This window comes from Pseudobacteriovorax antillogorgiicola (assembly GCF_900177345.1).
Taxonomy (GTDB): domain Bacteria; phylum Bdellovibrionota_B; class Oligoflexia; order Oligoflexales; family Oligoflexaceae; genus Pseudobacteriovorax; species Pseudobacteriovorax antillogorgiicola.
Genome location: NZ_FWZT01000002.1, coordinates 1 through 23,290 on the forward strand (window position 1 = coordinate 1; position 23,290 = coordinate 23,290).

The 23,290-nt window shown below is 46.2% G+C and carries 22 protein-coding genes; 18 read left to right on the plus strand and 4 right to left on the minus strand.

The window, feature by feature from the left end:
* Positions 1-384 (minus strand): FAD-dependent oxidoreductase (locus B9N89_RS02405; protein ID WP_132315744.1); only part of this gene is annotated, 384 nt, incomplete at its 3' end.
* A gap of 76 nt (positions 385-460) precedes the next feature.
* On the opposite strand from B9N89_RS02405, the gene B9N89_RS02410 reads away from it, so the two are divergent.
* From B9N89_RS02410 to B9N89_RS02440, 7 genes are all read left to right on the plus strand, one after another.
* A complete protein-coding gene (locus B9N89_RS02410) occupies positions 461-1,003 on the plus strand; it encodes a hypothetical protein (RefSeq protein ID WP_132315742.1) in 543 nt (180 codons plus the stop codon).
* Positions 1,004-1,155: 152 nt separating this feature from the next.
* The gene (locus B9N89_RS02415) at positions 1,156-2,229 is read left to right on the plus strand and encodes a MinD/ParA family ATP-binding protein (protein WP_132315740.1); all 1,074 of its coding nucleotides are present in this window, start codon (positions 1,156-1,158) and stop codon (positions 2,227-2,229) included.
* Positions 2,230-3,024 carry a helix-turn-helix domain-containing protein gene (locus B9N89_RS02420; RefSeq protein WP_132315738.1) on the plus strand — a complete coding sequence of 265 codons (795 nt, stop codon included), beginning with the start codon at positions 2,230-2,232 and terminating at the stop codon, positions 3,022-3,024. It abuts the gene before it with no gap.
* Positions 2,991-4,019 (plus strand): RluA family pseudouridine synthase, encoded by a 1,029-nt coding sequence (locus B9N89_RS02425; RefSeq protein ID WP_132315736.1) that lies wholly within the window; start codon positions 2,991-2,993, stop codon positions 4,017-4,019. The genes B9N89_RS02420 and B9N89_RS02425 overlap by 34 nt, the downstream gene beginning before the upstream one ends.
* Positions 4,020-4,076: 57 nt before the next feature.
* On the plus strand, positions 4,077-5,087 hold the full coding sequence (locus tag B9N89_RS02430; protein WP_234996066.1) for a L,D-transpeptidase family protein: 1,011 nt from the start codon (positions 4,077-4,079) through the stop codon (positions 5,085-5,087).
* Entirely contained in the window at positions 5,084-6,061 is a 978-nt protein-coding gene (locus B9N89_RS02435; protein ID WP_132315732.1) for a DsbA family protein, read from the plus strand. The genes B9N89_RS02430 and B9N89_RS02435 overlap by 4 nt, the downstream gene beginning before the upstream one ends.
* A 136-nt stretch (positions 6,062-6,197) precedes the next feature.
* Positions 6,198-8,546: a FliG C-terminal domain-containing protein gene (locus tag B9N89_RS02440; protein WP_132315730.1), complete on the plus strand. Its 2,349-nt coding sequence runs from the start codon at positions 6,198-6,200 to the stop codon at positions 8,544-8,546.
* A 43-nt stretch (positions 8,547-8,589) separates the two neighbouring features.
* Here the strand turns inward: B9N89_RS02440 and B9N89_RS02445 are convergent, their stop codons facing one another.
* Positions 8,590-9,156, minus strand: coding sequence for a cyclic nucleotide-binding domain-containing protein (locus B9N89_RS02445; protein ID WP_132315728.1), 567 nt, complete (start codon positions 9,154-9,156; stop codon positions 8,590-8,592).
* A gap of 48 nt (positions 9,157-9,204) precedes the next feature.
* Positions 9,205-10,551, minus strand: coding sequence for a cystathionine beta-synthase (locus tag B9N89_RS02450; RefSeq protein ID WP_132315726.1), 1,347 nt, complete (start codon positions 10,549-10,551; stop codon positions 9,205-9,207).
* 340 nt (positions 10,552-10,891) lie between these two features.
* Between B9N89_RS02450 and pilM the strand changes: the two genes are divergently transcribed.
* From pilM to B9N89_RS02505, 11 genes are all read left to right on the plus strand, one after another.
* A complete protein-coding gene (pilM, locus tag B9N89_RS02455) occupies positions 10,892-11,974 on the plus strand; it encodes a type IV pilus assembly protein PilM (protein ID WP_132315724.1) in 1,083 nt (360 codons plus the stop codon).
* Positions 11,971-12,732 carry a PilN domain-containing protein gene (locus tag B9N89_RS02460; protein ID WP_132315722.1) on the plus strand — a complete coding sequence of 254 codons (762 nt, stop codon included), beginning with the start codon at positions 11,971-11,973 and terminating at the stop codon, positions 12,730-12,732. The genes pilM and B9N89_RS02460 overlap by 4 nt, the downstream gene beginning before the upstream one ends.
* Before the next feature lie 5 nt (positions 12,733-12,737).
* On the plus strand, positions 12,738-13,328 hold the full coding sequence (locus B9N89_RS02465; protein WP_132315720.1) for a type IV pilus inner membrane component PilO: 591 nt from the start codon (positions 12,738-12,740) through the stop codon (positions 13,326-13,328).
* Complete coding sequence (locus B9N89_RS02470) at positions 13,328-14,245, plus strand: pilus assembly protein PilP (protein WP_132315718.1); 918 nt, start codon at positions 13,328-13,330, stop codon at positions 14,243-14,245. Before B9N89_RS02465 ends, B9N89_RS02470 begins: the two co-directional genes overlap by 1 nt.
* Positions 14,232-17,441 carry a secretin N-terminal domain-containing protein gene (locus B9N89_RS02475; protein WP_132315716.1) on the plus strand — a complete coding sequence of 1,070 codons (3,210 nt, stop codon included), beginning with the start codon at positions 14,232-14,234 and terminating at the stop codon, positions 17,439-17,441. Before B9N89_RS02470 ends, B9N89_RS02475 begins: the two co-directional genes overlap by 14 nt.
* 8 nt (positions 17,442-17,449) lie before the next feature.
* Positions 17,450-18,001 carry a hypothetical protein gene (locus B9N89_RS02480; RefSeq protein ID WP_132315714.1) on the plus strand — a complete coding sequence of 184 codons (552 nt, stop codon included), beginning with the start codon at positions 17,450-17,452 and terminating at the stop codon, positions 17,999-18,001.
* A gap of 26 nt (positions 18,002-18,027) precedes the next feature.
* Positions 18,028-18,969, plus strand: coding sequence for a tetratricopeptide repeat protein (locus B9N89_RS02485; RefSeq protein ID WP_165931688.1), 942 nt, complete (start codon positions 18,028-18,030; stop codon positions 18,967-18,969).
* Positions 18,947-19,417, plus strand: coding sequence for a type II 3-dehydroquinate dehydratase (locus B9N89_RS02490; RefSeq protein ID WP_132315709.1), 471 nt, complete (start codon positions 18,947-18,949; stop codon positions 19,415-19,417). Before B9N89_RS02485 ends, B9N89_RS02490 begins: the two co-directional genes overlap by 23 nt.
* A gap of 93 nt (positions 19,418-19,510) precedes the next feature.
* Positions 19,511-20,362, plus strand: a complete 852-nt coding sequence (locus B9N89_RS02495) for a ParA family protein (RefSeq protein WP_132315707.1) — start codon at positions 19,511-19,513, stop codon at positions 20,360-20,362.
* Entirely contained in the window at positions 20,359-21,057 is a 699-nt protein-coding gene (locus B9N89_RS02500) for a purine nucleoside phosphorylase YfiH/LACC1 family protein (RefSeq protein ID WP_132315705.1), read from the plus strand. Before B9N89_RS02495 ends, B9N89_RS02500 begins: the two co-directional genes overlap by 4 nt.
* Before the next feature lie 197 nt (positions 21,058-21,254).
* Positions 21,255-21,572, plus strand: a complete 318-nt coding sequence (locus B9N89_RS02505) for a hypothetical protein (RefSeq protein ID WP_132315703.1) — start codon at positions 21,255-21,257, stop codon at positions 21,570-21,572.
* Here B9N89_RS02505 and B9N89_RS02510 read toward each other — a convergent pair.
* A complete protein-coding gene (locus tag B9N89_RS02510; RefSeq protein ID WP_132315701.1) occupies positions 21,559-23,280 on the minus strand; it encodes a tellurite resistance TerB family protein in 1,722 nt (573 codons plus the stop codon). The two genes, B9N89_RS02505 and B9N89_RS02510, sit on opposite strands and share 14 nt — an antisense overlap.
* Positions 23,281-23,290 lie beyond the last annotated feature (10 nt).

The following is a 23,290-nucleotide window of genomic DNA, read 5'->3' on the forward strand; positions in this document are numbered from 1 at the left end:
TTTGCTGTCAACAAAGCCATAGCCCCGATACACAGGGATTTCAAAGTCTTCAAGCTGCTTGATCAGGAGGCTTTCCTCGTCATTGGAAACTTCATCGGCCCGCTGCTTTAGCTTGTCCGTGGAAAGATCGTTGACCAGTCTTTGAACCCAATGGGAGCCTACGTGGCGATCGATGGAGCGTACGGCAGCGAGAACTTCTCGGAAAGTTTTTGATGGAATGGTTCCTGTATGAATCCAAGCACCGCCTAGGTTATCCGGGTTTCTTTCGACGATCGCGACCGAGCGTTTGAGTTTGCGAGCCTGGATGGCAGCGCTGATGCCAGCTGGGCCGCTACCGATAACTACGAGATCATACTGCTCTTTGTCCGATTTTTTGGAACTCATATATTTTCTCCCACCGATTGCTATAATGAAGATCGGTCATTTGGGTGGAACATTGAGAGCTTTGAGGGCCTAGCTTATGGATCTTGTTTTGATGGTGGTGGTTCCACCTGTTTTGTATGTCGTCATTGATCGCTTCTGGGGAATGAAAGCTGGAATTATCGCTTCCCTCGTCATGGCCTCAATTCTGGCTAGCTATATGGTAATCATCAGCCCTGAAATGATCGAGATGATCATGACGGAGATGCTTTTAATCCTGGGGTTGGGGATTGTTTCGATCAAGTTGAAAGATAGTCGATACTTCAAGTACCAGCCTGCGATCATCGATTTGATTATGGCTAGCATCTGCGCATATTATCAGTGGTTTGCAACCCCAATCATGGTGAAAATGATTCCTTTGGTGCAAAACTTAAAGCCCAATGCGGATTTTTCCAGCCCTTGGATGATAAGCTTTCTCACTAAAGTCTCTGAGAATGTCATCTACACCCTCGTCCTTCATGCAGTATTAGTAGCTTGGATCGCCTCAAGGCCCAATAATATGCATTGGTTAATCGCACGATTTGCCATCATTCCGATGCTCTTGATCACGTCGATAGTTACACAATGGATGTTAAATTCCTAAGCAGGATCGAGCCGCCTTGACAAGGGGGGCATTGAATTTGCCTAGTGCCTAGTCGTATAATTATAGATGAGCAGGTGTTTGCTTTAACCGGTTCCATTCGGCTAGGCCGAAGATCGCCTTCATGTGTCCGACCCATTGAGTCAGGAAACACTATGTACGATATTAATCGATCGCAGAAAGAACAAGTCGGAAACTCTAGTCGAGTGAGTCCATTCGTAGTGGATCATTTCGATAGCTGGCAAATGGCTGCTTCTGTGCGGACTAACATCACAAGTCCCTATAACATTCCCATTATTGGTGCTGTCGGAGGGGGTAAGGGTGGAGTTGGTAAAAGTATAGTAAGTGCTAACATCGCATCGATGCTCGCTCAATTTGGGTTCCGTGTTCTCGTTATCGATCTCGACATAGGTTGCTCCAATCTGCATTCTCATTTTGGAGTCTCGATGCCTAAAAAATCGATTGCAGATTTTCTCATTAGTCGACGCTTGAGTTTTCGGGATATCATCCTTCCGGCTCCGATTCAAGGTGTGGCCTTTGTAGCGGGTGGTCGAGAGGATCAATTGTTGCACGAAATTGAGTCGTCTCAAGAAGCGGTTGTCCGGCTTTGGGAGGCTATTTACGATTCGAAACGAAATTTCAAGGTTGATATCGTTCTGTTAGATCTGGGGGCTGGTACCCATCGTCACACCTTAGACTTCTTCGTTGGAAGTCACCTAGGAATACTTACAGTGTTGCCAGAACCAACTTCGATCGAAAATGCTTACGTATTTCTGAAGATGGTGCTCATGAAGATGATGATGAATATCGGAGAGAATACTCGGCAGCAGGAAACTGCGCACGATATTGTCGAGGCTCTTGGCAAGATGAGCGGTGGTAGCTTGAACAAAGGCTACGCTCACTTTATCAGGAGTATGAAAATCTCTTATCCTAGATTTGTTCATAATTACCAGCAATCCGTCACAGGGCGCTACACTGGTATTTTAGTGAATCAAACAAGAGATCAGGGTGATATGGACATCGGACATTCGATGGAACACATTTGTGCTAAGTACTTCGGACTTCAGTCGAAATATTTAGGTTATCTAAACCATGATGAGGCTGTTCTCAAATCGCTCCGTAATCGACGGCTTTTGATAGCGGACTTTCCCCATAGTATGATTGCTAAGAGGATCTCGATCGCAGCATCTAATTGTCTCAATCTGCTAGGAATCCAAAGGAGGGTGTGAATGGGTGGTTTTGAAAAAGACTCAGGATACGGCAATGATATCAAGGCTGCAGCGCTGGGGAGCCTGAGTGGTCAAAGCTTTTATGAAGTACTCGAAATATCCCACGATGCAAGTCGCATCCAGATTCGGGAAGCATATATCCGCTTGAAAAACACCTATTCTCAAGGCAACCAAGCCCTGTATTCACTGATTTCCGAAGAAGATGCCCAGGAGTCTTTAGATAGTTTAGAGGAAGCGTATCGAGTTTTGTATGATGACCGACTTCGCAAAGACTATGACCAAGCTCTACTCGAAGCTAAGAGCAAGAGGCGAGGTGCCCTAGACCCATTTGCCAATGATCCTAAAAGTGTTTCGCTAACGGAAGAGCCTGCGGCAGCTATTGAGGGTGAGGAGGATGTCTGGGGGGAAAGAAAGCAAGCTGCTAACAAACCCCGTAAGGAGACAGCGAACACCATGAGATTTGCAGGTTCAGCACTTTCTGAAAATATCCAAGAAGAAATCTCGCGGATTATCACCCAGAGTGAAGAATGCGAAGGCTCAGTGCTCAAGGCTTTGCGAGAGGTTCAGGGAGTCAGTTTAGACGAGCTTCAGGAGCGTACCAAAGTGTCTTTGCAGTACATCATAGCTTTGGAAAATAACGACTTCCATACTCTGCCGTCGATTGTGTATGTTAAGGGCTTTCTCAAGATATTGTTCCAATACCTAGGGGTGCGGACCAATACTGAACAAATGATCGATAAGTATTTGGAGTACTTGAAGCATTGGCAGAAGAGCAAGGGCATCGAACAATCCTAGAGGTAGCAGCAGACTTTGCGTCACAAAGATTAGATGAATTTGTGGCTGAAAACTTAGACATTTCGAGGAGTCAAGCGCAGAAGTTGATCAAGACGGGTAGAATCTTGATCGAAGGGCAACCCAGCAGACCTAAAGATACTGTTAAGGAAGGCCAGGAGATCTGGTTATATTCAGACGCACTACCATCAGGACCTACATTCCGTCCCGCCCCATTGGATCTCTCGATCGTTTACGAAGATGAAGACCTTATGGTTCTCAATAAAGCTGCTGGAGTTGTCGTCCACCCAGGCGCTGGAACCGGAGATCAAACAACGCTAATCGAGGGAATTGTTCACTATCTGAACCTAGGACAGAAGGGGGCTGTAACCCTTCCAGGTGAGTCTTTACGGCCAGGTATCGTCCATCGATTGGATAAGGATACCTCGGGCGTTATGGTAGTGGCAAAGAACTCAACGGCCCTAGCGAGCTTGGCATCTCAATTTAAAGAAAAAACGAATCTTCGGGAATATGTTGCGTTAGTTGATGGTTTTATGACGGAGGAAGCCATCGAAGTTCAAAGCTACCTATATCGCGACCCTCGCCATCGCACCCGATATAAGAGTTTAGCAGTCGAAGACTATAAAGCTCTGGACGAGGAGAACCGACAAGGGTACAAGTACGCGAAATCCAACTTTTTTCGGCGTCGAAGCTATGGACGACGTTTCTCGCTGGTACAGGTTCGATTAGATACCGGACGGACCCACCAGATCCGAGTCCACAGCAAGCTTCTACGGATGCCGATTCTTGGGGACGATACCTATGGCCAGAAGTTGCAATTTCCACCGGACTTTCCTGGAGTTGCAAAAAAGGCCATTGCAGGTATCAAGCGACAGATGTTGCATGCCAAAAAGCTAGGTTTTACCCATCCGAGGACCGGCAAAAAGCTCGGGTTTGAGGTGCCGCTGCCAGAGGATTTCAAGCAGGTTGTGGCCGAGTTAGAGTCGATAATGCGGTAGGAATAAGGCCTTGAGAGGTTTGCGAATTTAGGTCAACATAGGAGCACAGTGGAAACTATGTTAGTGAGCGAATTCATGATTAAAGCGATGACGCTGTTTGTGGCTACAACAGCGGTTCTAGCTCAAAGCCTCTTTGGTGCTTCTGAATACCCGATGGAAGCAGGTCTGGAGAAGGATATTATTTTTCTTCATGTAGACAAGCAGTCTTTGCAGGCGGAACTGCGCACGTGGCCAGAATCCTATGAGTCATCAGAACACCTGATGACTCTGAAGATTGCTATTGGGAAAGCTGAGGGCGATAAGCAAGTTGAGGGAGACAACAAAACTCCCGAAGGTATCTACTTTGCCCAGGACTTAATCGATGGTCGTACCCTACCTGCAAAGTACGGCCCGTTTGCAATTCCCATTAACTTTCCCAATACCTTCGATCGCCACCTAGGCAAAACAGGCTATGGCATCTGGTTGCATGGCGTTGAGAAGGATGCTCGCATTGAAGAAGCTAAGGTCACAGAGGGTTGTGTCGCTTTCTACAATGCAGATATTGAAGCCCTCGCGAAGTGGCTGAAACCCCAGCAAACCGTGATACTTATCTCGGACGGCCGTGATGAGGTGAATCGACCATCAGATATTCAGCAAGTTACATCTCTGACTAAGGGGTGGCAGAAAAACTGGGCAGAGCGAAATTTGGATCAGTATATCAGCCACTACCGGAGTAACTTCCGCTTTCGGGGCAATGGCTTGCAAGGCTATCGCGAGTACAAAGGCCGAGTGTTTGACAGTTACCATCAGATGGTAGTGAACTTCTCGAACTTGAGAGTTTTTACTCATGAGTCCTATGCCTTATCCATTATGAACCAGGATTTTAATGGCGATGATCGTTATGTGTCCCAAGGAAGGAAGATTCTCTACTGGACTAAAGATGATAGTGGTTGGAAAATTAGCCATGAAATCTTTGAGAATCGACGTTTCCAGAGACAAAGCTACTCACGAGAGCTTTTTGCGAAGCTTTATGAAAATTCTCCCAGTGCGAAGGCGTTCTCAAAGAAAATCGAGGAGTCTAAGCTATGAAATACGCGAGCGTATGGGTCTCTCTTGGCTGTCTGGCCTTGTCGGTCAACGCCTCAGCCAATCTTCTAGTTGATGGCAAGCAGCGATCGATTCAAGACGTCGCACCTCGCTATGCTAACCAACTGTACCGGGTCCAGATGAAAGCCTATGAGGAAGAAAAAAAAATTCTTGAGGACGCTTTGCTGGACCAGTATTTTCAAGATGAGGCTCGTCGCAAGAAACTCGATGAGAAGCAGTTGAAGGCCGATATTCTTCAAGTTAAAGACCCAGCAGATGCCGAACTGAAATCTTTCTATCAGGAGAACAAAGATCGCATTCGTCAGCCCTTAGATGCCATCAGAGACGATTTGCGTAATTTTTTGAAGCAGCGCAAAGAAGCGGAAGCGAAGCAGGATCTGCTTCTTAGATTGGAGAAGAAAGGTCGTTACCGGGTGGTTTTAAATCAACCGCAACAACCGAAGTTTGAAATCCGGACAAAGTCTTTTTTTAGCAGGGGCAAAAAAGGAAGCAAGGTCCAGGTAGTGGAGTTTGCTGATTACCGCTGCCCTCATTGTCGCTCTGCCTCGCTTCTTTTTGAAGACTTGTATGAGGCCTATGGAAAATCCGTTGAGTTTGTTTTTATTGATTTTCCCGTCTTGAAGGGTCTGTCTCACGACGTTGCGAAGGCCGCCTATTGTGCAGGAGAACAGAAAAAATTTTGGCCTTATCACAAGAAAGCATTCGAGCGCCAGGCAAGTCTTAACCCTACTGAGTTAGAAACTTTGGCCAAGGAGCTTAACCTTGATTTAGACAGTTTCAACGCCTGCCGATCCAGTCAGGCTGCTTCGGACTTCGTTGATAAGGGAGCACAAGAGGCTGATCGCTTGGGTCTCTCGGGAACACCAAGCTTCTTCGTTAATGGTAAGCTGGTGCTCAATACCTCGAAACTTGAGCTAACAAGGCTGATCGATCAAGAGCTAAAAACATCCCACTGATCCTTGCTCTAGAACTGCTTCCCCAGTAGTGCCGAGGCTTCAAATCGACTGGACACTAGGTAGTTTTTTCCTTTTAGGCCTTTCTTACCTAAACCGAAGAGTCTCACGAATCTATGATCTGATTCGAGGGACTTCCATGAAGTATTTTTTAGTCTTAAGTTTGTTTTGGACTGCAATCGGCCTAGCGCAAGAAACAAATGTCAGCGCCCAGCGGCTCGAACTAAAAACTAAAAATCAGGTGAATAGCCGGATCGAACCCATACTGCGGCGACTGTGTTCGGGTAACTGTGAAATTGTTGAAGTTCAGGTGGACATTCAGCCCAAGGTTTCCGATGGCCAAGATATGGGGTTCGAAGGCACTTTGGATGATGTCAGGCCGCAGGAATTTGAAGTTCGAAAGATTTCGATGGATATTCAGATCGATAGTCGTATCACTGAAGAGAATAAACAACGCCTAGAGCGCATCATCATACTTAACCTACGATCTTTCGCCCTCGCGGCTGAAGTTAATTGGTCACAGATTATGATTCCGCGGATCGGCGGCAACAATGATTCCCTTGATGCGCTTAAGAGCAACTTGGATAGTCAACTCAGAACCCAAATCAATAAGGTTATCAATCGCTACTGCCCAGACCAGTGTATTCTAGAACAAATTAGCGTCCGGGGCGAACCACTTACTTTGGACCAATCGAAAGCACTCCCTGAACGACGGGTTGTCAAAGGCTTGACAGGTGACATGAATATGCGGGTCGATCAAGTATTGATCGACATGACAATGGACGAGGCCTTAGCTGAGGTGCAGCGAGAAAAGATTGCCCAGATTCTAAGAGCTAGGACTCGGTTTGTGACCCCCGTTGAGTTCGGTATCAACGTTACCCCTTTTCCAGAAACCTATCTATCGGTGAAGGAAAGACAGAAAATGGAGCAAGAAGATCCCTATGGCTTGGAAAAGCTGCGACAGATGCTTATCATGTTCCGGGATCTAGCGGGCACGAAGGAGATCATTACAAATACCAAGTCTGAATTGGATCGAAGTATTTCTTCTGAAACCTCTTCGGAATCGACAAGTTCCTCGGAAAGCAGTGAAACCACGGCCTCAAATAACACAAGTACCGCTAAGAGGCTCGATATCAACTCTGAGTCCTCTGTGGAATCCATGAGCACAGAGGAAATCGCAATTTATGTAGCTTGTCTGATCTTGCTTCTGACTTTGATGGCAATAGCCCTCATGAAGTTCAGTCGAGCAAACAAGGCAGCGAATGAAATGGTCGTGGCAAGTCAGGGCCCAGGCGCCCATCATCGAGGAGGTCTATCCCGTGGTGGTGAGGAGGAGGGCGAGTTTGCAATGGGTGGAGACACCGTTGTGCGCGAAGGTCCTGATGCGGTAGTGGCAGATTCGTCTGTACGTCTCAATCTTAAAGTTAAGGCTATGAAGGAAGAGCTGCTTAAGATGTTTATGGAGCAGCCTAAGGTAGCAAAGGATACGTTCTCGCGGATGATACGAGAAGATGGGATTGAAGAGACAGCGAAGTATGTCTTCGTTTTTGGTCATATTGTGGTATTCGAGCTACTTAGTGATCCAACTTTACAGCGTGACTTGTATGAATTGAGTGAGTACTATCACCGAAGCGACTATCGCTTCTCTATAAAGGAAGAGTACGACCTGTTATCAATTCTAAAGACAAGAGTCACAGCCAGTGAAATCAGAGTTTTGACCCAGAAGTCGTCAGAAAAATTTGAGTTTTTGACAAAATTAGATGCCGGACAGATCTACAATCTTATTAAAGATGAAAAAATTCAGGTTCAGAGTATTGTTCTAACCCAATTAGATAGAAAGAAGAGAACTGCGGTATTCGAAATGTACCAAGGGCAATCTAAAGTGAAGCTCCTTGCTGAATTATCCGAAGCCGATGCCATTCCAAAAGAGTATCTACTTAATGTTGCCCAGGCCTTGCAGAAGAAAGTTAAGGCGAGCCCTGAATATGACACAGAAAATTTGAGAAGTTCTGATATTCTCCTCGATCTGCTTGAGCGATCTTCCTTGCAAGAACAGAAAAAGCTGATGTCGACCTTGCAAGAGAACAATGCGGAAACAGCAAGGAGCCTAAAAATGAAGCTAGTCACAGTCGAAATCTTGCCCTATCTTAAAGATGGTCATTTGCTTGAAGTGATCCTTGGTATGGAGAGAGAGTCCCTGCTCATGTTCCTGGCTGCATGTCCCGATCATATTCGCGACTTACTTATCAACAAAGCACCGGAAGAGCTTGCTGATAGCTGGATAGAAGATCTTGAAAGCATCGGCGCCGTGGATGAGGGTAATAGCCGCATGGCATCGATGAAGGTAACGAATCGTATCCGTAACCTTGCAAATAACGGGGTCATCAGCCTGCTAGAGATCAATGATATGATCTTCTCCCAGGATCATGGCTCTCCAGAAGATCAGGACTACATGCCGTCGCTAGATTCTCATGTGGTTGCTGCCTAGACTAAGAGAAGCTTGGGCTGGTAGCAATGGTTTTGAGGCAATGCTACGAGGAGCTTGCCTTATCAGACTTTCTATCTTTGCGAAGAGCGTACTTCCAGAGCAGCTGCTGAGATGTGATGTACTCGCTGTTCAAAGTTCTAAACTTTTCGCTCATAGAAATCGCACAAGTTTTATAAAAAAGAGCCATGATATGCGCTCCAGCCTGAGCTAGAAACCTTTCGAAGCGTTCTGCATCAAGATAAAATACGTAGGAGAAAATATCTGCCATGACAGTGGCTGATCGGGGGGCATCATCAAACAGACTAAGCTCACCAAAGCTATCACCCTCTTCCATCGTAGCCAGGCGGTGGGAGTCGCCCGTGATAGGGTCATTTTTGTAGACTGATAGAGAACCGTGTAGAATCAAGTAGAGTCCCCGAGAAGGCTCTCCCTCGATGACGGCGTGGGAGGCCTTGCGAATCGATTGTACCTCTCCCAACTTATAAATATCTCTTAAAATATCGGGATCAAAAGCTTTGAATAGGGATATTTGCTGGAGCCGATCGGAACCCCAATCGGGATCGCGAAACTGCTCCAAGAGCTCGGGGGATATGACGCCTGTTTTATTCATCGCGGCTTCCTTTGGATCGCAAGCCCTTGGGCTGCGATCCAAGGGAGTTTAACGATGGCTTGACATCCATTCTACCAAATCGATCTTGGTTAAAATATGGGAAGGTTTCTTATCAGAATCAATTACGACCGCTAGCCCTGAAGAAATCACTGTATTCTGGAGTGATTTAATCGGTGTATGGCGCTCAACAGTTGGTACAGAGCGATTCATGACCGACTCGACAGACTTCGAGCGAGCTTCTGATGAGCTGAGGTATTCTAAAAGGCTATCTTCAGTAAGGACGCCGACTAATCTGCCATCAGCTAGAACAGGCAATTGAGAGATTCCATTATCTTTCATCACCTGGATTGCAGCCTCTGGAGTTGACGAAATATCGACTGTGATCAAGTCTCGTTCTTTTGTTTGACTTAGGATCGAAGAAACATCCCCTTCAAAGTCTTCGGGGCCAGTGAAGTTGTTTTCTCTCATCCAGCGGTCATCGACAAACTTTGTCATATAGTTGCGCACACCATCTGGAAGAAGAACGACACAGTTTTGACCTTCTTTAAGAGTTCCAGCCTCTTTTAGAGCAGCGTAGAGTGCTGAGCCACTGGAACCACCGCAAAGGAGCCCCTCTTCGCGGATCAATCGTCGAGAGAGCTGGAATGATTGGCGGTCCTTTGTTTTGATCCAGCGATCGACAATTTTCTGATTTAAGACTTCTGGGATAAAGTCATAGCCGATACCTTCGACTTTATAGGTCCCCACGTCTGATCCACCAGCTAGGATCGAGCCCTCTGGGTCCGCGCCGACAATGATGGCATCAGGGCAAGCTTCTTTGATCTTTCTTGCAACACCTGTGATCGTACCGCCAGTTCCTGCACCCATGACAACCATATCGACTTTGTTATTGAGGTCTCTAAGGATTTCAGCCGCAGTGTTTTCATAGTGAGCGTTGGGGTTTGAAGGGTTGGAATATTGATCGAGGATGTGAGCATTGGGCAGCTCCTGCTGCAAACGCTTCGCGACCGAAATATGACTTTCAGGTGCATCCCATGCGGCTTCAGTTGGCGTCCGAATGATTTCTGCACCAAGGGCTTCCAGTACAACCTGCTTTTCGCGAGACATCTTTTCAGGCATGGTGATGATCACACGATAGCCCCGGACAGCTCCAGCAAGGGCGAGGCCGATTCCTGTATTACCACTTGTCGGCTCGATAAGAGTGTCGCCTCTCTTGATGCGGCCTTGAGCTTCTGCATCCATCACCATCTGATAGGCGATGCGATCTTTTATGGAACCACCTGGGTTAAAGAATTCGCATTTTGCATAGAGGTTACAAGCCAGGTGAGATCCGACGCGATTAAGTTTCACCAAGGGGGTGTTGCCAACCGTGTCTAATATTGAATCGCATAACATATGGACGTTCCTTCTAGATAGTTTTCGCTTTCCACCCCTTGTCTATACTTAGTGCAAGGTGGTGACGCAAGGCCGAATTTCAAGGAGTTTCGTAGGGTTGAACTCATAAGTCACTGATATCATCGGGAGCGATCAAAGCATCTCCAACGGCTGCCTCATAATAGCCATTTTAGCAGGTTTGATTCGTAGGAAAGCGTCAAGAATTTGTCGAAAAATACCGAAAAATACCTGACATGTGCGCTTTATTGACACCTTTCGGTCTGGATGAAAAAATAGGAGTAGTGCCCTCATTGACCGCCAGTCGAGTGATCTTGTCGACCAGGCCGTACCGGAACTAACTATGATTTTTAATAAACCATTGATCGCCTTGGATATTGGTAGTTCATCCGTCAAGCTTGCAGAGCTTTCCGGCAAGGGAGCCTCGCGCAAACTCAGAACTTTGGGTTTGGAGGTGATCCCCCAGGGAGCTGTGATGAATGGTGAAATCCAAGACGCTAGCGCACTCCTTAAGGTGGTAAAAAAGCTGCTCACTTCTATGAACATCGAGCCAAAGGGCCGGAGAGTGGGCCTTTCACTATCTGGGGGAGCTGTTATCCTTAAGCGAATGGTTCTCATGCCAGACGACGAGTCGGATCTTTCGGAGCAAGTCTTTGAAGAGGCAAAGCAGCAGTTTCATCACGATATGAGTGATATGTATTTTCGTTACCAAGAGCTGCCGAGCAAGTTTACTCAGGAAGGTGAAAAAGCTTTTCTGATTGTTGCGGGGAGGATCGACATCATCGAACAGTATGTTGATGTCATTCATAAGGCTGGGATGAAAGTTGGGGTCATCGACACAGACACATTTTGCTTAGCAAACTCCTTTGAATTCAACTATCCCATTGCGGAATCCCTAGTTGCCATCGCTAATGTAGGGGCTAACTCAACCCAGGTAGTGTTGACCTACGAAGGGGAGTATCTCTATAGCCGTGAATTCTATTTGGGTGGCAACTTAATCACCAAGAAAATTTCGGAAGATCTTGCGATAGATTTCGAGAATGCAGAAGGCCTAAAAATATCAGCATCTGGGGGTGATCAAGCGATTGCCGATAAAATTCGTGCCTCGGTAAGAGACATCAATGATCAGATCAATAGTGAGATCAATCAAACTGTTGAGTTCTTTGTTCAGCATGAAAATATTCCAAACCTTTCTGAAGTTAAATATATCTTTTTATCTGGTGGCGCTGCAATGAGTCTTGACCTAGCCCCCAGCCTATCCTCCCTACTCCAGGCACCAGTGCAGATCATCAATCCCTTCAATCGAATCGATACAGCACCGTCGGGAGTCGATATGGAGTATTTGCTTTCCCATGGTGCGATCTATGGCATAGCCACAGGTTTGGGCCTACGAAAACCAGATGATGGACAAGGAAATAAGCCTTGATTAGCATAAATCTCACACCTGTTGAAGAATTAGAAAATCAGTATTGGTGGATTCCAGATGCTGTTGCACTTGGTGTTTCCCTCCTCTTGAGTATCGTTACGGTTCAGCTCTACTTAGATGGCCTACAGTCTGAAGTGGATGATCTCAATGAAGAGATCGCACGCTATGAAAGAGATTTTCGATCCATGCGTAGTGATATCGATCAGTTTAACGATCTCAACGATAAAATCACAAAGTTGGAATCCAAGAAGACGTCACTCAAGCGAATTACCGAATCCAAGCTGATTCGTTACCTACCTGTAATTCTGATCGAAAATTTGCAGAATTTGCGTCCAGAAGGGTTATGGTTTAATCGTGTGTCTTTTATCGATCAGGGAGGTGAAGGTAATGAGCGTCGCAATCAGCCTGAGGGTGGAACCAACCTAGCTGAAATTAAAAACGGCGAGTTTCCTGTGTCTATCGAGATCGAAGGTGCTGCCTTTAGCCATACCATCATTGCTGAATTCATGACGTCTCTAAAGGCAACTCAAAATCAGGAGGCAGATGCCAGTGATGTTAGAACCCAGCTATTTTTCAATAAGGTAGCTATCGACATCGCCGAGATCACCTCTGTTCAGCAAGGTGATGGATCCACTGATATCACGTCGTTTAAGCTAAATTTGGGCTTCAAAGAGCGATTGGTCACGGCGGCAGATCGTGAAAAACTTACTCAGTTTATTAAGTCGTTTAAGGACAATGGTCAGGCAATCATGAGGTAGCCTCTTTGGAATTAGAAGATATTGTCGATAAATATCGCGGCGCAAAGATGAATGTCCGCCTGCTCATTGCGGTAGTCGTGGGACTTTTGCCGGCGCTCTATTACTGGACGGATGAAGGTGAGAGAATACAGTATGACCTGGATTCGGCGGTGAGTCGTAAGGGAAGCGCGGAATCAAAGTTTGAGAATGGCAAGCGTAAGGTCGCTCAATTACCAGCTTTGCTTAGCAAGCTGTCTGATATCGAAGGTCAGCTAGGTAAGGCGAAGAGAATCCTGCCTGATGAAGTGGAAATGGATACGATTTTAGCTTCCGTGGGAACTTTGGAGAAAGAATTCAATATTCAAATCACCCGTTTTCAGCCTGGTCAGGAGGTTCAGCCCAATCCGCAAATTGAGTATAAAGAGGTACCTGTAACTCTGGAAGTAAGAGGGCGATTTCCTCAAATCATGCAGTTTTACGATAGCCTTGTTCACTTACCAAACCTCACTCATCTTAGGAATATCTCGTTGGAGAATGTTGAAGGTGATGCTGATGGAGAGGGAGCAAGTCGCATGGTTGTGGGGCGATCCAAATTGATTTTATTTAAAGGAATGTGATGGGACGAATCTTAGCGATCATATTTCTGTTTAGTGAAGCTAGCTTTGGGCAAGCTAAGGTTGACGTATTGGATCTGAGTCAAATAGACCTTGAAGAGGAGGAGCTTGACCTTGAGGAGCTTGAAAAAGATAACACGCCGGAAAATGATGCCCTTAGAGTCGAGGATATTCTAGAGCCTTCTGGGGACTACCAGTATGCCTCGTTTGGTCGGCCAGATCCATTTGCTCGTCCGCCTTTAGGTCAATCAGAAGCTCCTTTGAATGAGGATCCAAGTGCCCAAGGCCCTGGCGAGACAGCTATCCCGATTCTTAGCCCATTGCAAGCTTATCCTCTTGAGCAACTACAAGTGAAGGGCGTTTGGGTTCATCGCTCGGGAGAGACGAGAGCGGTTGTCATGACTCCCAAGAAAGAGGGCATTGTGATTAAGGAAGGCGACCCCATTTCTGCCGGAAAGGTGATCGATATCAATCGAAGACGGGTGCTAGTGAGACAATATAGTTTGCGGGCCGATGGAACCAGGGAATTTAAGGACGTTGAACTTGGAATGGGCAAACCAGAGCAAGAGCAGCGAGGAACCATTCGTTTGAGGCCCGGCGGTGAAACAGTTTTCGAAGTGAACGAACCTGCTGATCAGCGACCTGTTGATCAAGGTGTGCTCAATCCAGCACCGGCAGCTGGGGCAGCGAATCCCTTGATGAATGTTGGAGCTGCAGCGGAAGGCGGGCAGCGCAATCAGCCTCTTGGGAATCAGCGCCTACCTGCAGGGAACCAGCGTCCACCGGCGGGTCTTCCTCCACTGCCCGGAGAGCTCAGAGATGTGCCATTGCCGAACAACGATATTCCTGATGGCTTGGCGAATGATCCCAAACCACCAGCTCAAGGAGTACAGAAAGGAGCAAATAATGGTCAGATGTAGCAATGGGTGGGGCCTGATCTTTGGCCTGCCTCTGATCCTCTTTCTGAGCTTGATGGGCTCCTGCTCCACATCACCTGATGATGCTATCAATCCAGAGGAAGCATTGGAGGAAGAGGACAACAACTTTAGTGACCAGGAAGAGTTTGAGGCTAACGAAGACGATAGCGATGTTGAGCAGAATAATAATTCAGAGGAAAACGATAATTTTAACAATCAAGAGGGTGATGAACAAGCCGATGGCTTTGGCAATGATGAGTTTGAAGATTTTGCAGATACTGAGACTGGATCTGAGGAAGATGTAGGATTCGGCGAAAACGATGATCTTCTTTTCGATGATTCGGGAGAAAATATTAACTTTCAACCCCTGGCAGACGAAGGTGATTTTGAAGGCCAGGACGATAACATCTTTGCAGAGAATCAAAGCAATAGCATTGGGATCGAAGGTCAGCAAGAATTTGCTTCCAATAACGGTAATATGTTTGCTGATGAGAATACTCAGATCCCACTCGAACAAAACACTCCCGTTGAAAACAGTTTTTCTAATGTGGGAAATGCACCTTCAGTTATAGGAGGAGATGACTTTGGCTCTGCAGCCCCGATAGAAAGTACGGCAGTTGATTCGCAGTCCGTAGTTCCAGCTAATGGTGTAGAAACAAGAGCTGCTGAGATCGCACCAGTTTATCACAAGCTCAACTGGGTTGGTTATGAGATTGATGATGAAAGCAAGCGTTTGATGATTAGTATCATCACTCGCGGCACACCAGAATTTGAAATTTTTCAGGAACAAAATCAATCTGTCCAACCAGAGTTGGTTATTCGCTTTTTCCAAACTGAGCTGAGAAAAAAGATTAAATGGGATATCGATGCTAGCGAGTTTCGATCTCCTGTGGCTTATATTCGCATGCGGGATGATAAGGTGCGAGGGCTAGTAGATGTTATCTTAACTTTTCGCGACCCGGTTGAGGGGCGCTTCCTGGCGAAGGATAGCAACATCACTCTGAACTTTCCGATTCCTGAGTATTACTATGGCAACTTAAGAGTTGTCCAAGATCGTTTGAGAGACAAGGCAGAAAAGCTCGGTTCTGCTGAAATCAGCCTGCTTCTGGAGCAGGATAGCCAACAGCCACGAAATCTAGGCAACCAAAGGGATCAAGATCTAGAACCAGAACAGGGTGAAATGATTGATCGGGTGATTAGCCCTGAACAAGGGATCGACGGCAGTGGCTTGCCGGATAATTTTTCGTGGCAAGATGCTCCCGTCTTTGAAAGAACGCTCTTTGCAGTAACTTCGTTTTCGGTTCTATCAGTTGGTCAGGATAATGGCGAGCTTCTGGAGGAAAATAATTTTCCTCAAGAGGCCCTGGAAAGTCAGCAGCAGGAGGAGCAGGATCTCGGTCAGCAGCAAGAGGAGCAGGAATTTCAGCAAGGAAATCAGCAGCAGAATCAGTTTTTGAACCAGCAGGAAGAGATCGGTCAGTTTCAACAAGAGCAGGCCCAGCAGGAAAATAGTCTGAACAACGAGAATCTGCAAGGCTTGAATGGCAATTTTAATCAAGAGGCCGCTAATAATGCGGGTTTAGGCCCTATGAATCAGGGGAATAATGGGGACTTTTTTGGCAATAGTGGCGATAATGCCGCCATTCAGGCGTTTAACCAGGAAAACCTTGGGAATTTTGGCAATGAGGCACTCAATGAGGACCTCAACTTCGAGAATGACGCTCCCATGGGTAATAATTCTGGTATGGTAGACAATGTGATGGTCAACGAACTAGAGGCTATGGACGAAAATGGCAATGTCATAGCAGAGCCCAGCCCAGTCAATTCCACCAGGTCTCCCAGGAGAAGTGACCAAGAGAAATTAGTCTACATGGAGTTTACGGATGCCCCCCTCAGCCTCGTGTTTAAAAGTTTCTCCGAAGAGACAGGCAACAATTTTATCTTTCCGAATTCTGTTGGCGATCTAACCGTCTCCATACACTTTCGAGGAGTTCCTTGGGATGAAGCGCTAAAAGCCATTCTTGAGACTCACTCATTAGGGATGGTCCGGGTTGGGGAGAGTATCGTGCGTGTTGATGCAGTGGATCGCTTGACCACCTACCTACAAACCTTAGAGCGGGCTCAACAGTTCGAAGCTAGGCGGACGCCTACGAAAATTTTAGTCTTTAGGCTAAATAATGCAGTGGCTGCAGACATTGTCAACCGGATCAACGAGTTGATTGCTCGCGACAAACAGATCGACCCAAGAATCCAAGTCAGTGCAGATCCTAGAACCAATTCGGTTGTGATGGAAGCGCCCGACTATGTTTTAGCGAAGAGCAAAAGCATTATAGAGCGTCTCGATCTGAAGACTCCTCAGGTTGAAATCGCCTCACGTATTGTTGAAGTTCAGAAAACTAACAGCGACTTATTTGGAGTGTCTTGGCTCAATCAAGCCTTACTCAACTTTGATCCTGGTCGCGGGCTAGGGTTTGGCTCTCTCAATTTTCCGAATAGCTTGACTTCAAGTTTTGCTGTTGACCCTGGGATCAGGGCGGCACCTGCCGTCGGCAATGCCCAGTTTAAATTTGGTAGCATCAATAAGTTTATCGATCTGGATTTGCTACTCAGGATGGAGGAGCGTCGCGGTACGACCAATGTTCTTCAATCCAATCGGGTTCTCGTTCTAGATGGGCAGGATGCGCTGATTCTTGCAGGCAACTCAAAATTCTTCCGGCCAGCTGCTGGTGCTGTTGTGGGAGGTGGTGCTGGAGATGCAGGTGGGGCAGGTGCCGAGGGGCTGTCGGAAGTGAAGTTTAATTTGTCCTTGCAAGTAAAGCCTCAGGTCACTGCTGATGGTTCGGTGATCATGGACCTAGAAATCAAGAGCGATACCCCCGGTGCACCAACTGGTGAAGTCCTTGCCGATAAGAACACAAGGGAGTTAAATACTCAAATGGTGCGGGAAAGTGGTGATACCGGAGTCATAGGTGGAATCTACGACACGAGCAAAACTGAAACAGTTGTTGGAATACCATTCTTTTCAAACTTACCCATAATAGGCACCTTGTTTCGCTCAACCATCACTGAAGAAAGCCAGACAGAGCTGCTGATCATGGTAACGCCAACGATTGTTACAACAGATGGCAGCGAGGATCGTGGAAATACGGCAGGTGCTCCGCGAAGCGAAGGCAATAACTTTGATAATATAAATTTCTAGGAGGCAATGTGCGAACAGGGCTATCATGGTTATTCGCATCAGCTATACTCCTCTATTCTTGCTCAGAAGAGCCTGAAGATCCTGGGCTATGTAATTTAAATTGCTCCAGTGCAATTATTGGCCCGATTGAGGGAAGTATAGAGATTATGGCTCAATCTTCTGGTGTGACTTGTGCCGCAGGAGCCCAACTTACGGCGTTGAATGACCCGCTAACGTTTTACTTCCGCATGATAGAAACATTCGATAATGATGGCACAGATAAAATACTGCCTAAGCCAAGTGTATCCATTGAACCTATTGTCAATGGATTGATGTCTGAAGAGGCCATTCACAACCCCAACGTCGTCATCGATGGCGATACGTTTACCCCGGCTCGCTATAAAGGAATTATCACCCCAAGTTCCAATTGGTGTACGGATGCCTGTGGCGTCGCAACGATAGAGGTTTTTCCTCTTTGTCCTCCTGCTGGTGAAACAAGTACAGTAAACGTTCAGATTCACTCCGGTGCATTGTTTTCCGAGCCAGCATCGGTGACGATTCAAACTCAGGATGCTAACTAGTTATGTTTGAGTCATATATCGAAATAATGCAAGATTTGTCGCTTTCTAGCTTGGATCGAGAAACTCTGCAGACATTCAAAGCTAACCCCAACGGTCGGGTCTTCCTTGCCATTACTGAAATTCTTCACAAGCATGGGTTCGAAGACGATGCCTTGCAATTACTGATGCAGGGGGTGCAGCAGCATCCAACATACAGCGCGGCGCGAGTTGTCTTGGCCAAACGGCTATTTAAAAGTTCGATCTTTCAGGAAGCTTGGGAAATTCTCGATCAGAGCCCTGTATCCCTCAGAGAAAACAAAACGGCACAGATTCTGAAGTTCCGCCTCGCTCTCCTCCTGGGTTACGAAGAGAAGTTGGTTTTTCTCAGGCAGGACATGGATGTTCGTGGGCAGCTCGATGGGGCTTTGCGACAACTCAATGACGAACTGAAAGCAAAAAGCTTCCAAGATGTTAGGCAAGCATTCCTAGAGGTAGCAAGGGCAGAAGGGTACGAGCTTGGCGAGCTAAATACTCCCAAGGTAGCGACGGATCAGTTTTCTGAGAACCCTAGTTCTGGGACACTGACAGAAGAGCCTGATCCAGTGCTTCTGGATCGTCTGATCGAAGGTTTTTACGTGGCTCCCGTGAGCGAAATCTTTAGCAAGCTCGATGAGGAAGCAACCCCAGACCCCGACAAGCATGACTTGGATGCAGTCACCCTGGCCCAGGTCTATCGCAAGCAGGGGTGCTTCCAAAAGGCTTTAGAGATTTATCAAAGGCTGCTATATATGGCTCCGAACAACGACTTGTTTAAAAAACAGGTCGAAGAGTTAAAGTCGCTCCGCGATGAGCAGCATCGGCAGGAACAACACATCGATCCTGATTTGGTGGAACGCCTCGACCAGGTTCAGAAAGTCGACGCAAAGATTTCTGCTCTGAATCGTTTGCTAGTGAAATTGGAAGATTATGAAGCACAAAGAGACACTTAAGATATTAGTGGCCAGTGGGGTAAATTTAGATCTTTTGGGAAAAAGAGAGCCAGAGATCTACGGTCATCAAACGTTAGATGATGTTCACAGGAGCCTTAAGGGCCTTGCTGAGCGATTTTCGAAGGATATTCAGATTGGTATTCATCTAGAGTGTTTTCAGACCAATCATGAGGGAGTTTTACTAGATAAGCTCTCTGAGGGGTGGGACGGGGTCCTAATCAACCCCGGAGCATGGACTCACACCTCCTTAGCCTTAGCCGATCGATTAGCCGGTTTGGCTGTGCCTTTTGTGGAGGTTCATATATCAAATATTTCTCGTCGTGAAGCCATTCGAAAACATTCTCATACAGCACCTATTGCCGTGGGGGTTACCTATGGATTTGGAGTGCAATCCTACCATACCGGCTTGTTTGGTTTAATTCACCACCTTCAAAACACTAAGCTATGAACCCCAAGCGGCTCAAGATTTGCTTTTAAAGAAATTCCGTATAAGATGGTGATGCAATCTTTAAAAAGTAAATCATCAGGAGGCCTGGTACGGATGAAACGGGTGATCTTCAACCAAAAGGGTGGCGTTGGCAAGACTTCCATAACCTGTAACCTAGCTGCAGCCTTCGCGAAAAGCGGGAAGAAGACTCTTGTCGTAGATCTAGATTCACAGGCGAATTGTTCGAAGTATCTCTTGGGTGATCGCATGGAGACCATCAGTCACACGGTGTCTGATTTCTTTGCTTCAACTCTTAGCTTCCGCCTGTTCCAAGATTCATTGCAAGAAACCATTTACCCCACTGACTATGACAACCTATACACGATCCCTTCTGATGATAGTTTGAAGGAACTCCAGCCAAAGCTTGAAGGTCGCTATAAGATTTTTAAGCTTGGAGAAGCAATCGATGTAGCGGTGGAAAAGCTTGGATTTGATGAGGTATTATTTGATACTCCGCCTGCTCTAAACTTCTATTCCATGTCGGCATTGATGGCAGTTGATGCCGTTCTTATTCCATTTGACTGTGATGCTTTCAGTGCGGACGCCATCCTTCAAGTGATGGAAGCTGTAGAAGAAGTGCGAGCTGACCACCGGCCTAATCTTGAAGTGGAAGGGATTATTATCAATCACTTTCAAGCCCAGGCAAAGCTACCTCAGCAAATCATAGAGAGCTTGATCGAGCAGGAACTAAAAATTCTACAGCCCTACCTTTCGTCATCAGTGGTGATGAGGGAAAGTCATAGTGCGGGAATTCCTCTGCCGTTTTATAAGAGCAATCACAAGCTGAGCAAAGATTTTATGGGACTGGCAGAGGCACTCATGAAGAATAAAGCGGGGACTGATGCTTCAAATCCTAAGAAAGGCCGGAAAACCCGTTCCAAAGGAGCTCAAAAGGATATGACATGACTCTTGATGAGTATCTTAATTTTATGAAAGCAGTGACCGTTAGCCCCGCTGGCTCCCATTTTAGGCATTGGCAGGAGCAGGGAATCAAGCATGGCTTTGAAGGGGTTGGTGGGCATTTGCAAGAGTACCATCACTGCGATCAAGTTCATGGAACCGCCTTGTATGAAGCAGGAAAAGATACGGCTTGGAATTGCGAAGCACGAATTGCAGGGGATGGTATCTATTCAAACGAAAGCAAACGTCCTGTAGCCGTGAAGACCGCTGACTGTGTGCCTATTTTGTTGCATAGTGAAAGTCGGGTTATGGCTGTTCACGCTGGCTGGCGTGGATTGAAATCTGGAATTGTGAGCAAGGCTTTGGAAATCTTACCGCGCGACCGAGTTCAGGTGGGGATAGGGCCTTGTATCTCTTATCACAAGTTCGAAATCGGATTTGAGGTGGTAGAGGAGTTTCTGAATTCCGACCTACCTATTTCTGAAGGACAATGGCAATCTGTCTTCCAACGGGGAGTTGCAGATCGCTGGCACTGTGACTTAGCTACCATTGTCTTACTGATACTCGCCGCTAGTGGGGTTTCTGGAAGTCGGGTTGCTTTGATGCGAACCTGCACTATGATGGCTACAGATCAATGGCACAGTTATCGACGGGATGGAGTTGAGGCAGGGCGGAACTGGTCTTGGATTTGCCTTTCTTAAAACTATTTCATAGCCGAAAGAATTTGGAAAAAATAATCATTCTAGGGGCGTAGAAAGTTTACGTGCCTGTAAGGTCGATAGCCGTGAATTTAATTAGTTATATCAGTGGCTTATTTTTAGCTTTCCCTTAAGGTTTTTTAGTTAGTCCTGAAGGCCTATCTGGCGTTAAAGGTATTGTAACTTGGGAGGGCAAAGTGATGACAAATCTAAAGACAATCGTTGGACAAATTTTGATGGCAGCAGCTCTCACAGGCTTGTTTGGAGCCCCCGCAAGTTATGGCATGGATAATCAGCCCGCTGTCGACGAGGTTAAGATAGAAAAGAGCTTCAATCGCATCGTTTGCTCGGTTGGCAGCATCTACTCTCCTGATCAAGACAACCCCACACTTCTTTATCAGTTCTATCGCAAAGGCAAGTTGGTTCGTAACATCAAAAGCCACGACATTGCAAAGTACATTGCGATTCATATCTCAGAAAATGAAAATGACTATGATTGTAAGGTTAAGGTTCTTTAGATCCCAGGTGGTAATCCCAAAAAACCCGAAGCATCATACGAGCGTACTGAGATGAGTGAAGACCTAATTCTTTGAAAAGACTGTTCTTGAAGACTTCTTCTTTCTCATCAATGACTCCATCACTGCCAATTGCCTGCAAAACATAGAACGCAACCGCTGGTAGGTGTTTCTGTAAGTTTTTGCTGATGAACCACTTATCGAGAGCCCGGCATAACTGGTTGATTGAGCAGCCTTTCATCAATTCAGGATAGGTCTTCAGATCTTGGCCCGTGATTTCTAGCTTCTGCATCAGGCTCGCAAGAAGCTTCTTCTCTTCAGAATCTAAAACCCCATCCAAACCCAGTGCATTGCCGACTAGAGACACGATTGCGACTTTTACTTTCTTAGGAGCTATAGTTGGAATATCGATAGGATCAAATTCAGCTAGAAATTTCCTCGATGTCTGAATCAGATTTTTCACGTCTACTGACTCGAAACACTCGAAAAGTTTATGAAACTCATGAAAGTTAGTGTTTTGATCACCAAACATATTGGAAGACTCAATCAAGCTGCTTTCGACTCCTTTTAGAGAGGCATCAAGGTAGAGTCTAGAATACATAAGGTTTACCATTTCATCCGAGATCTTGAAACGTTTTTGAACAGAATCGAGTAACTTCTTTTCCTCATCGTCGATTTCAAGATTTGAGAAAACCACTCCCATCATTTCGTAGAACACAGCGAAGGCAATCTCGGGTTCTTTGACTGTTTCTAGAAGGTCGTTGATCGGAATCGCCATTTTTTCACGAAAGATTTCCTGATCGATCTTCAGGTCCATTCGATGGATAAATCCGCCGATGAATTTGGCTTCTTCAACTTCTGCAATTTGGCCGTCTGACGAAGCTGTATGGCCCATGATGGCTAATAGAACATAGATGGTGTTCTCGTGCATCTCCTTTGGAAAGCCGATAGCCTTATCCAGGGAATTTAAGATCTCGTTATGAGATATCGTAAACGGCACGTAGTTGTGTTTCAGATCGGAGTCCCCTCGGGACAGCTTCTCCTTAAGTTGAGTGATCTTCGGTTTACTTCGATCCAGCATATTAATCCAGCTTCCTACATGCTGATGACGAAGTAGCTCTTTGGCTTTGTAGTCCTTGTAGACGTTCGGCGCCAACTCTTGAAGAACAAGTGTAGGGGTAACGGGATCTTTTGACGATGTGTCTGACTTATGCTTCTTGTAAGATGTTCGAAGAAATAGCGAGATAATATCCTTAAGAATATCCTCGCTGGAAAGGTTTTTTTGTAGGGCATGATAGTCGAGTCCTTCTTCAGTATCCACCTTTTTTGTATCTGACTCTTCGCCGGTTCTTATAAAATGAAGTGCTTCTATAATGGTGCCTTGCTGTAGGGCGCTTTCAAATTTCTCTAGAAACAGGGGAAAATTATCTCGTTCTTGTAGGTACATATCACAGAGTTGTTCCACTTCGACGGACTCAGATAGAACCTTTTTAAGTCTTTGGATGAAAATGTCGTCCTCGCGAACCTTAGCGTGATCCGCATAGGCAAGTGACATGGCAATTAATGAGAGGATTTTCTGTTGCTCAGAATCCAAATTATCCGTGACTGCAATATGACAAAAGGCAGATGAGATAGCCTCATGAGACTCCTCTTCACCGGTATCATCAATTTCATCGATTATTTGTTCTTCTTTTTCTGCTGCTTCGCCCATAGTTTTTGTC

Excerpts from the sequence above, each read along its gene's own strand:
- B9N89_RS02430 (WP_234996066.1), top strand. The coding sequence starts at position 4,077 with ATGTTAGTGAGCGAATTCATGATTAAAGCGATGACGCTGTTTGTGGCT.
- B9N89_RS02420 (WP_132315738.1), top strand. The coding sequence starts at position 2,230 with ATGGGTGGTTTTGAAAAAGACTCAGGATACGGCAATGATATCAAGGCT.
- B9N89_RS02470 (WP_132315718.1), top strand. The coding sequence starts at position 13,328 with ATGGGACGAATCTTAGCGATCATATTTCTGTTTAGTGAAGCTAGCTTT.
- B9N89_RS02410 (WP_132315742.1), top strand. The coding sequence starts at position 461 with ATGGATCTTGTTTTGATGGTGGTGGTTCCACCTGTTTTGTATGTCGTC.
- B9N89_RS02440 (WP_132315730.1), top strand. The coding sequence starts at position 6,198 with ATGAAGTATTTTTTAGTCTTAAGTTTGTTTTGGACTGCAATCGGCCTA.
- B9N89_RS02485 (WP_165931688.1), top strand. The coding sequence starts at position 18,028 with ATGCAAGATTTGTCGCTTTCTAGCTTGGATCGAGAAACTCTGCAGACA.
- B9N89_RS02435 (WP_132315732.1), top strand. The coding sequence starts at position 5,084 with ATGAAATACGCGAGCGTATGGGTCTCTCTTGGCTGTCTGGCCTTGTCG.
- B9N89_RS02415 (WP_132315740.1), top strand. The coding sequence starts at position 1,156 with ATGTACGATATTAATCGATCGCAGAAAGAACAAGTCGGAAACTCTAGT.
- B9N89_RS02510 (WP_132315701.1), bottom strand. The coding sequence starts at position 23,280 with ATGGGCGAAGCAGCAGAAAAAGAAGAACAAATAATCGATGAAATTGAT.
- B9N89_RS02495 (WP_132315707.1), top strand. The coding sequence starts at position 19,511 with ATGAAACGGGTGATCTTCAACCAAAAGGGTGGCGTTGGCAAGACTTCC.
- B9N89_RS02450 (WP_132315726.1), bottom strand. The coding sequence starts at position 10,551 with ATGTTATGCGATTCAATATTAGACACGGTTGGCAACACCCCCTTGGTG.
- B9N89_RS02490 (WP_132315709.1), top strand. The coding sequence starts at position 18,947 with ATGAAGCACAAAGAGACACTTAAGATATTAGTGGCCAGTGGGGTAAAT.
- B9N89_RS02500 (WP_132315705.1), top strand. The coding sequence starts at position 20,359 with ATGACTCTTGATGAGTATCTTAATTTTATGAAAGCAGTGACCGTTAGC.
- B9N89_RS02475 (WP_132315716.1), top strand. The coding sequence starts at position 14,232 with ATGGTCAGATGTAGCAATGGGTGGGGCCTGATCTTTGGCCTGCCTCTG.
- pilM (WP_132315724.1), top strand. The coding sequence starts at position 10,892 with ATGATTTTTAATAAACCATTGATCGCCTTGGATATTGGTAGTTCATCC.
- B9N89_RS02505 (WP_132315703.1), top strand. The coding sequence starts at position 21,255 with ATGACAAATCTAAAGACAATCGTTGGACAAATTTTGATGGCAGCAGCT.
- B9N89_RS02445 (WP_132315728.1), bottom strand. The coding sequence starts at position 9,156 with ATGAATAAAACAGGCGTCATATCCCCCGAGCTCTTGGAGCAGTTTCGC.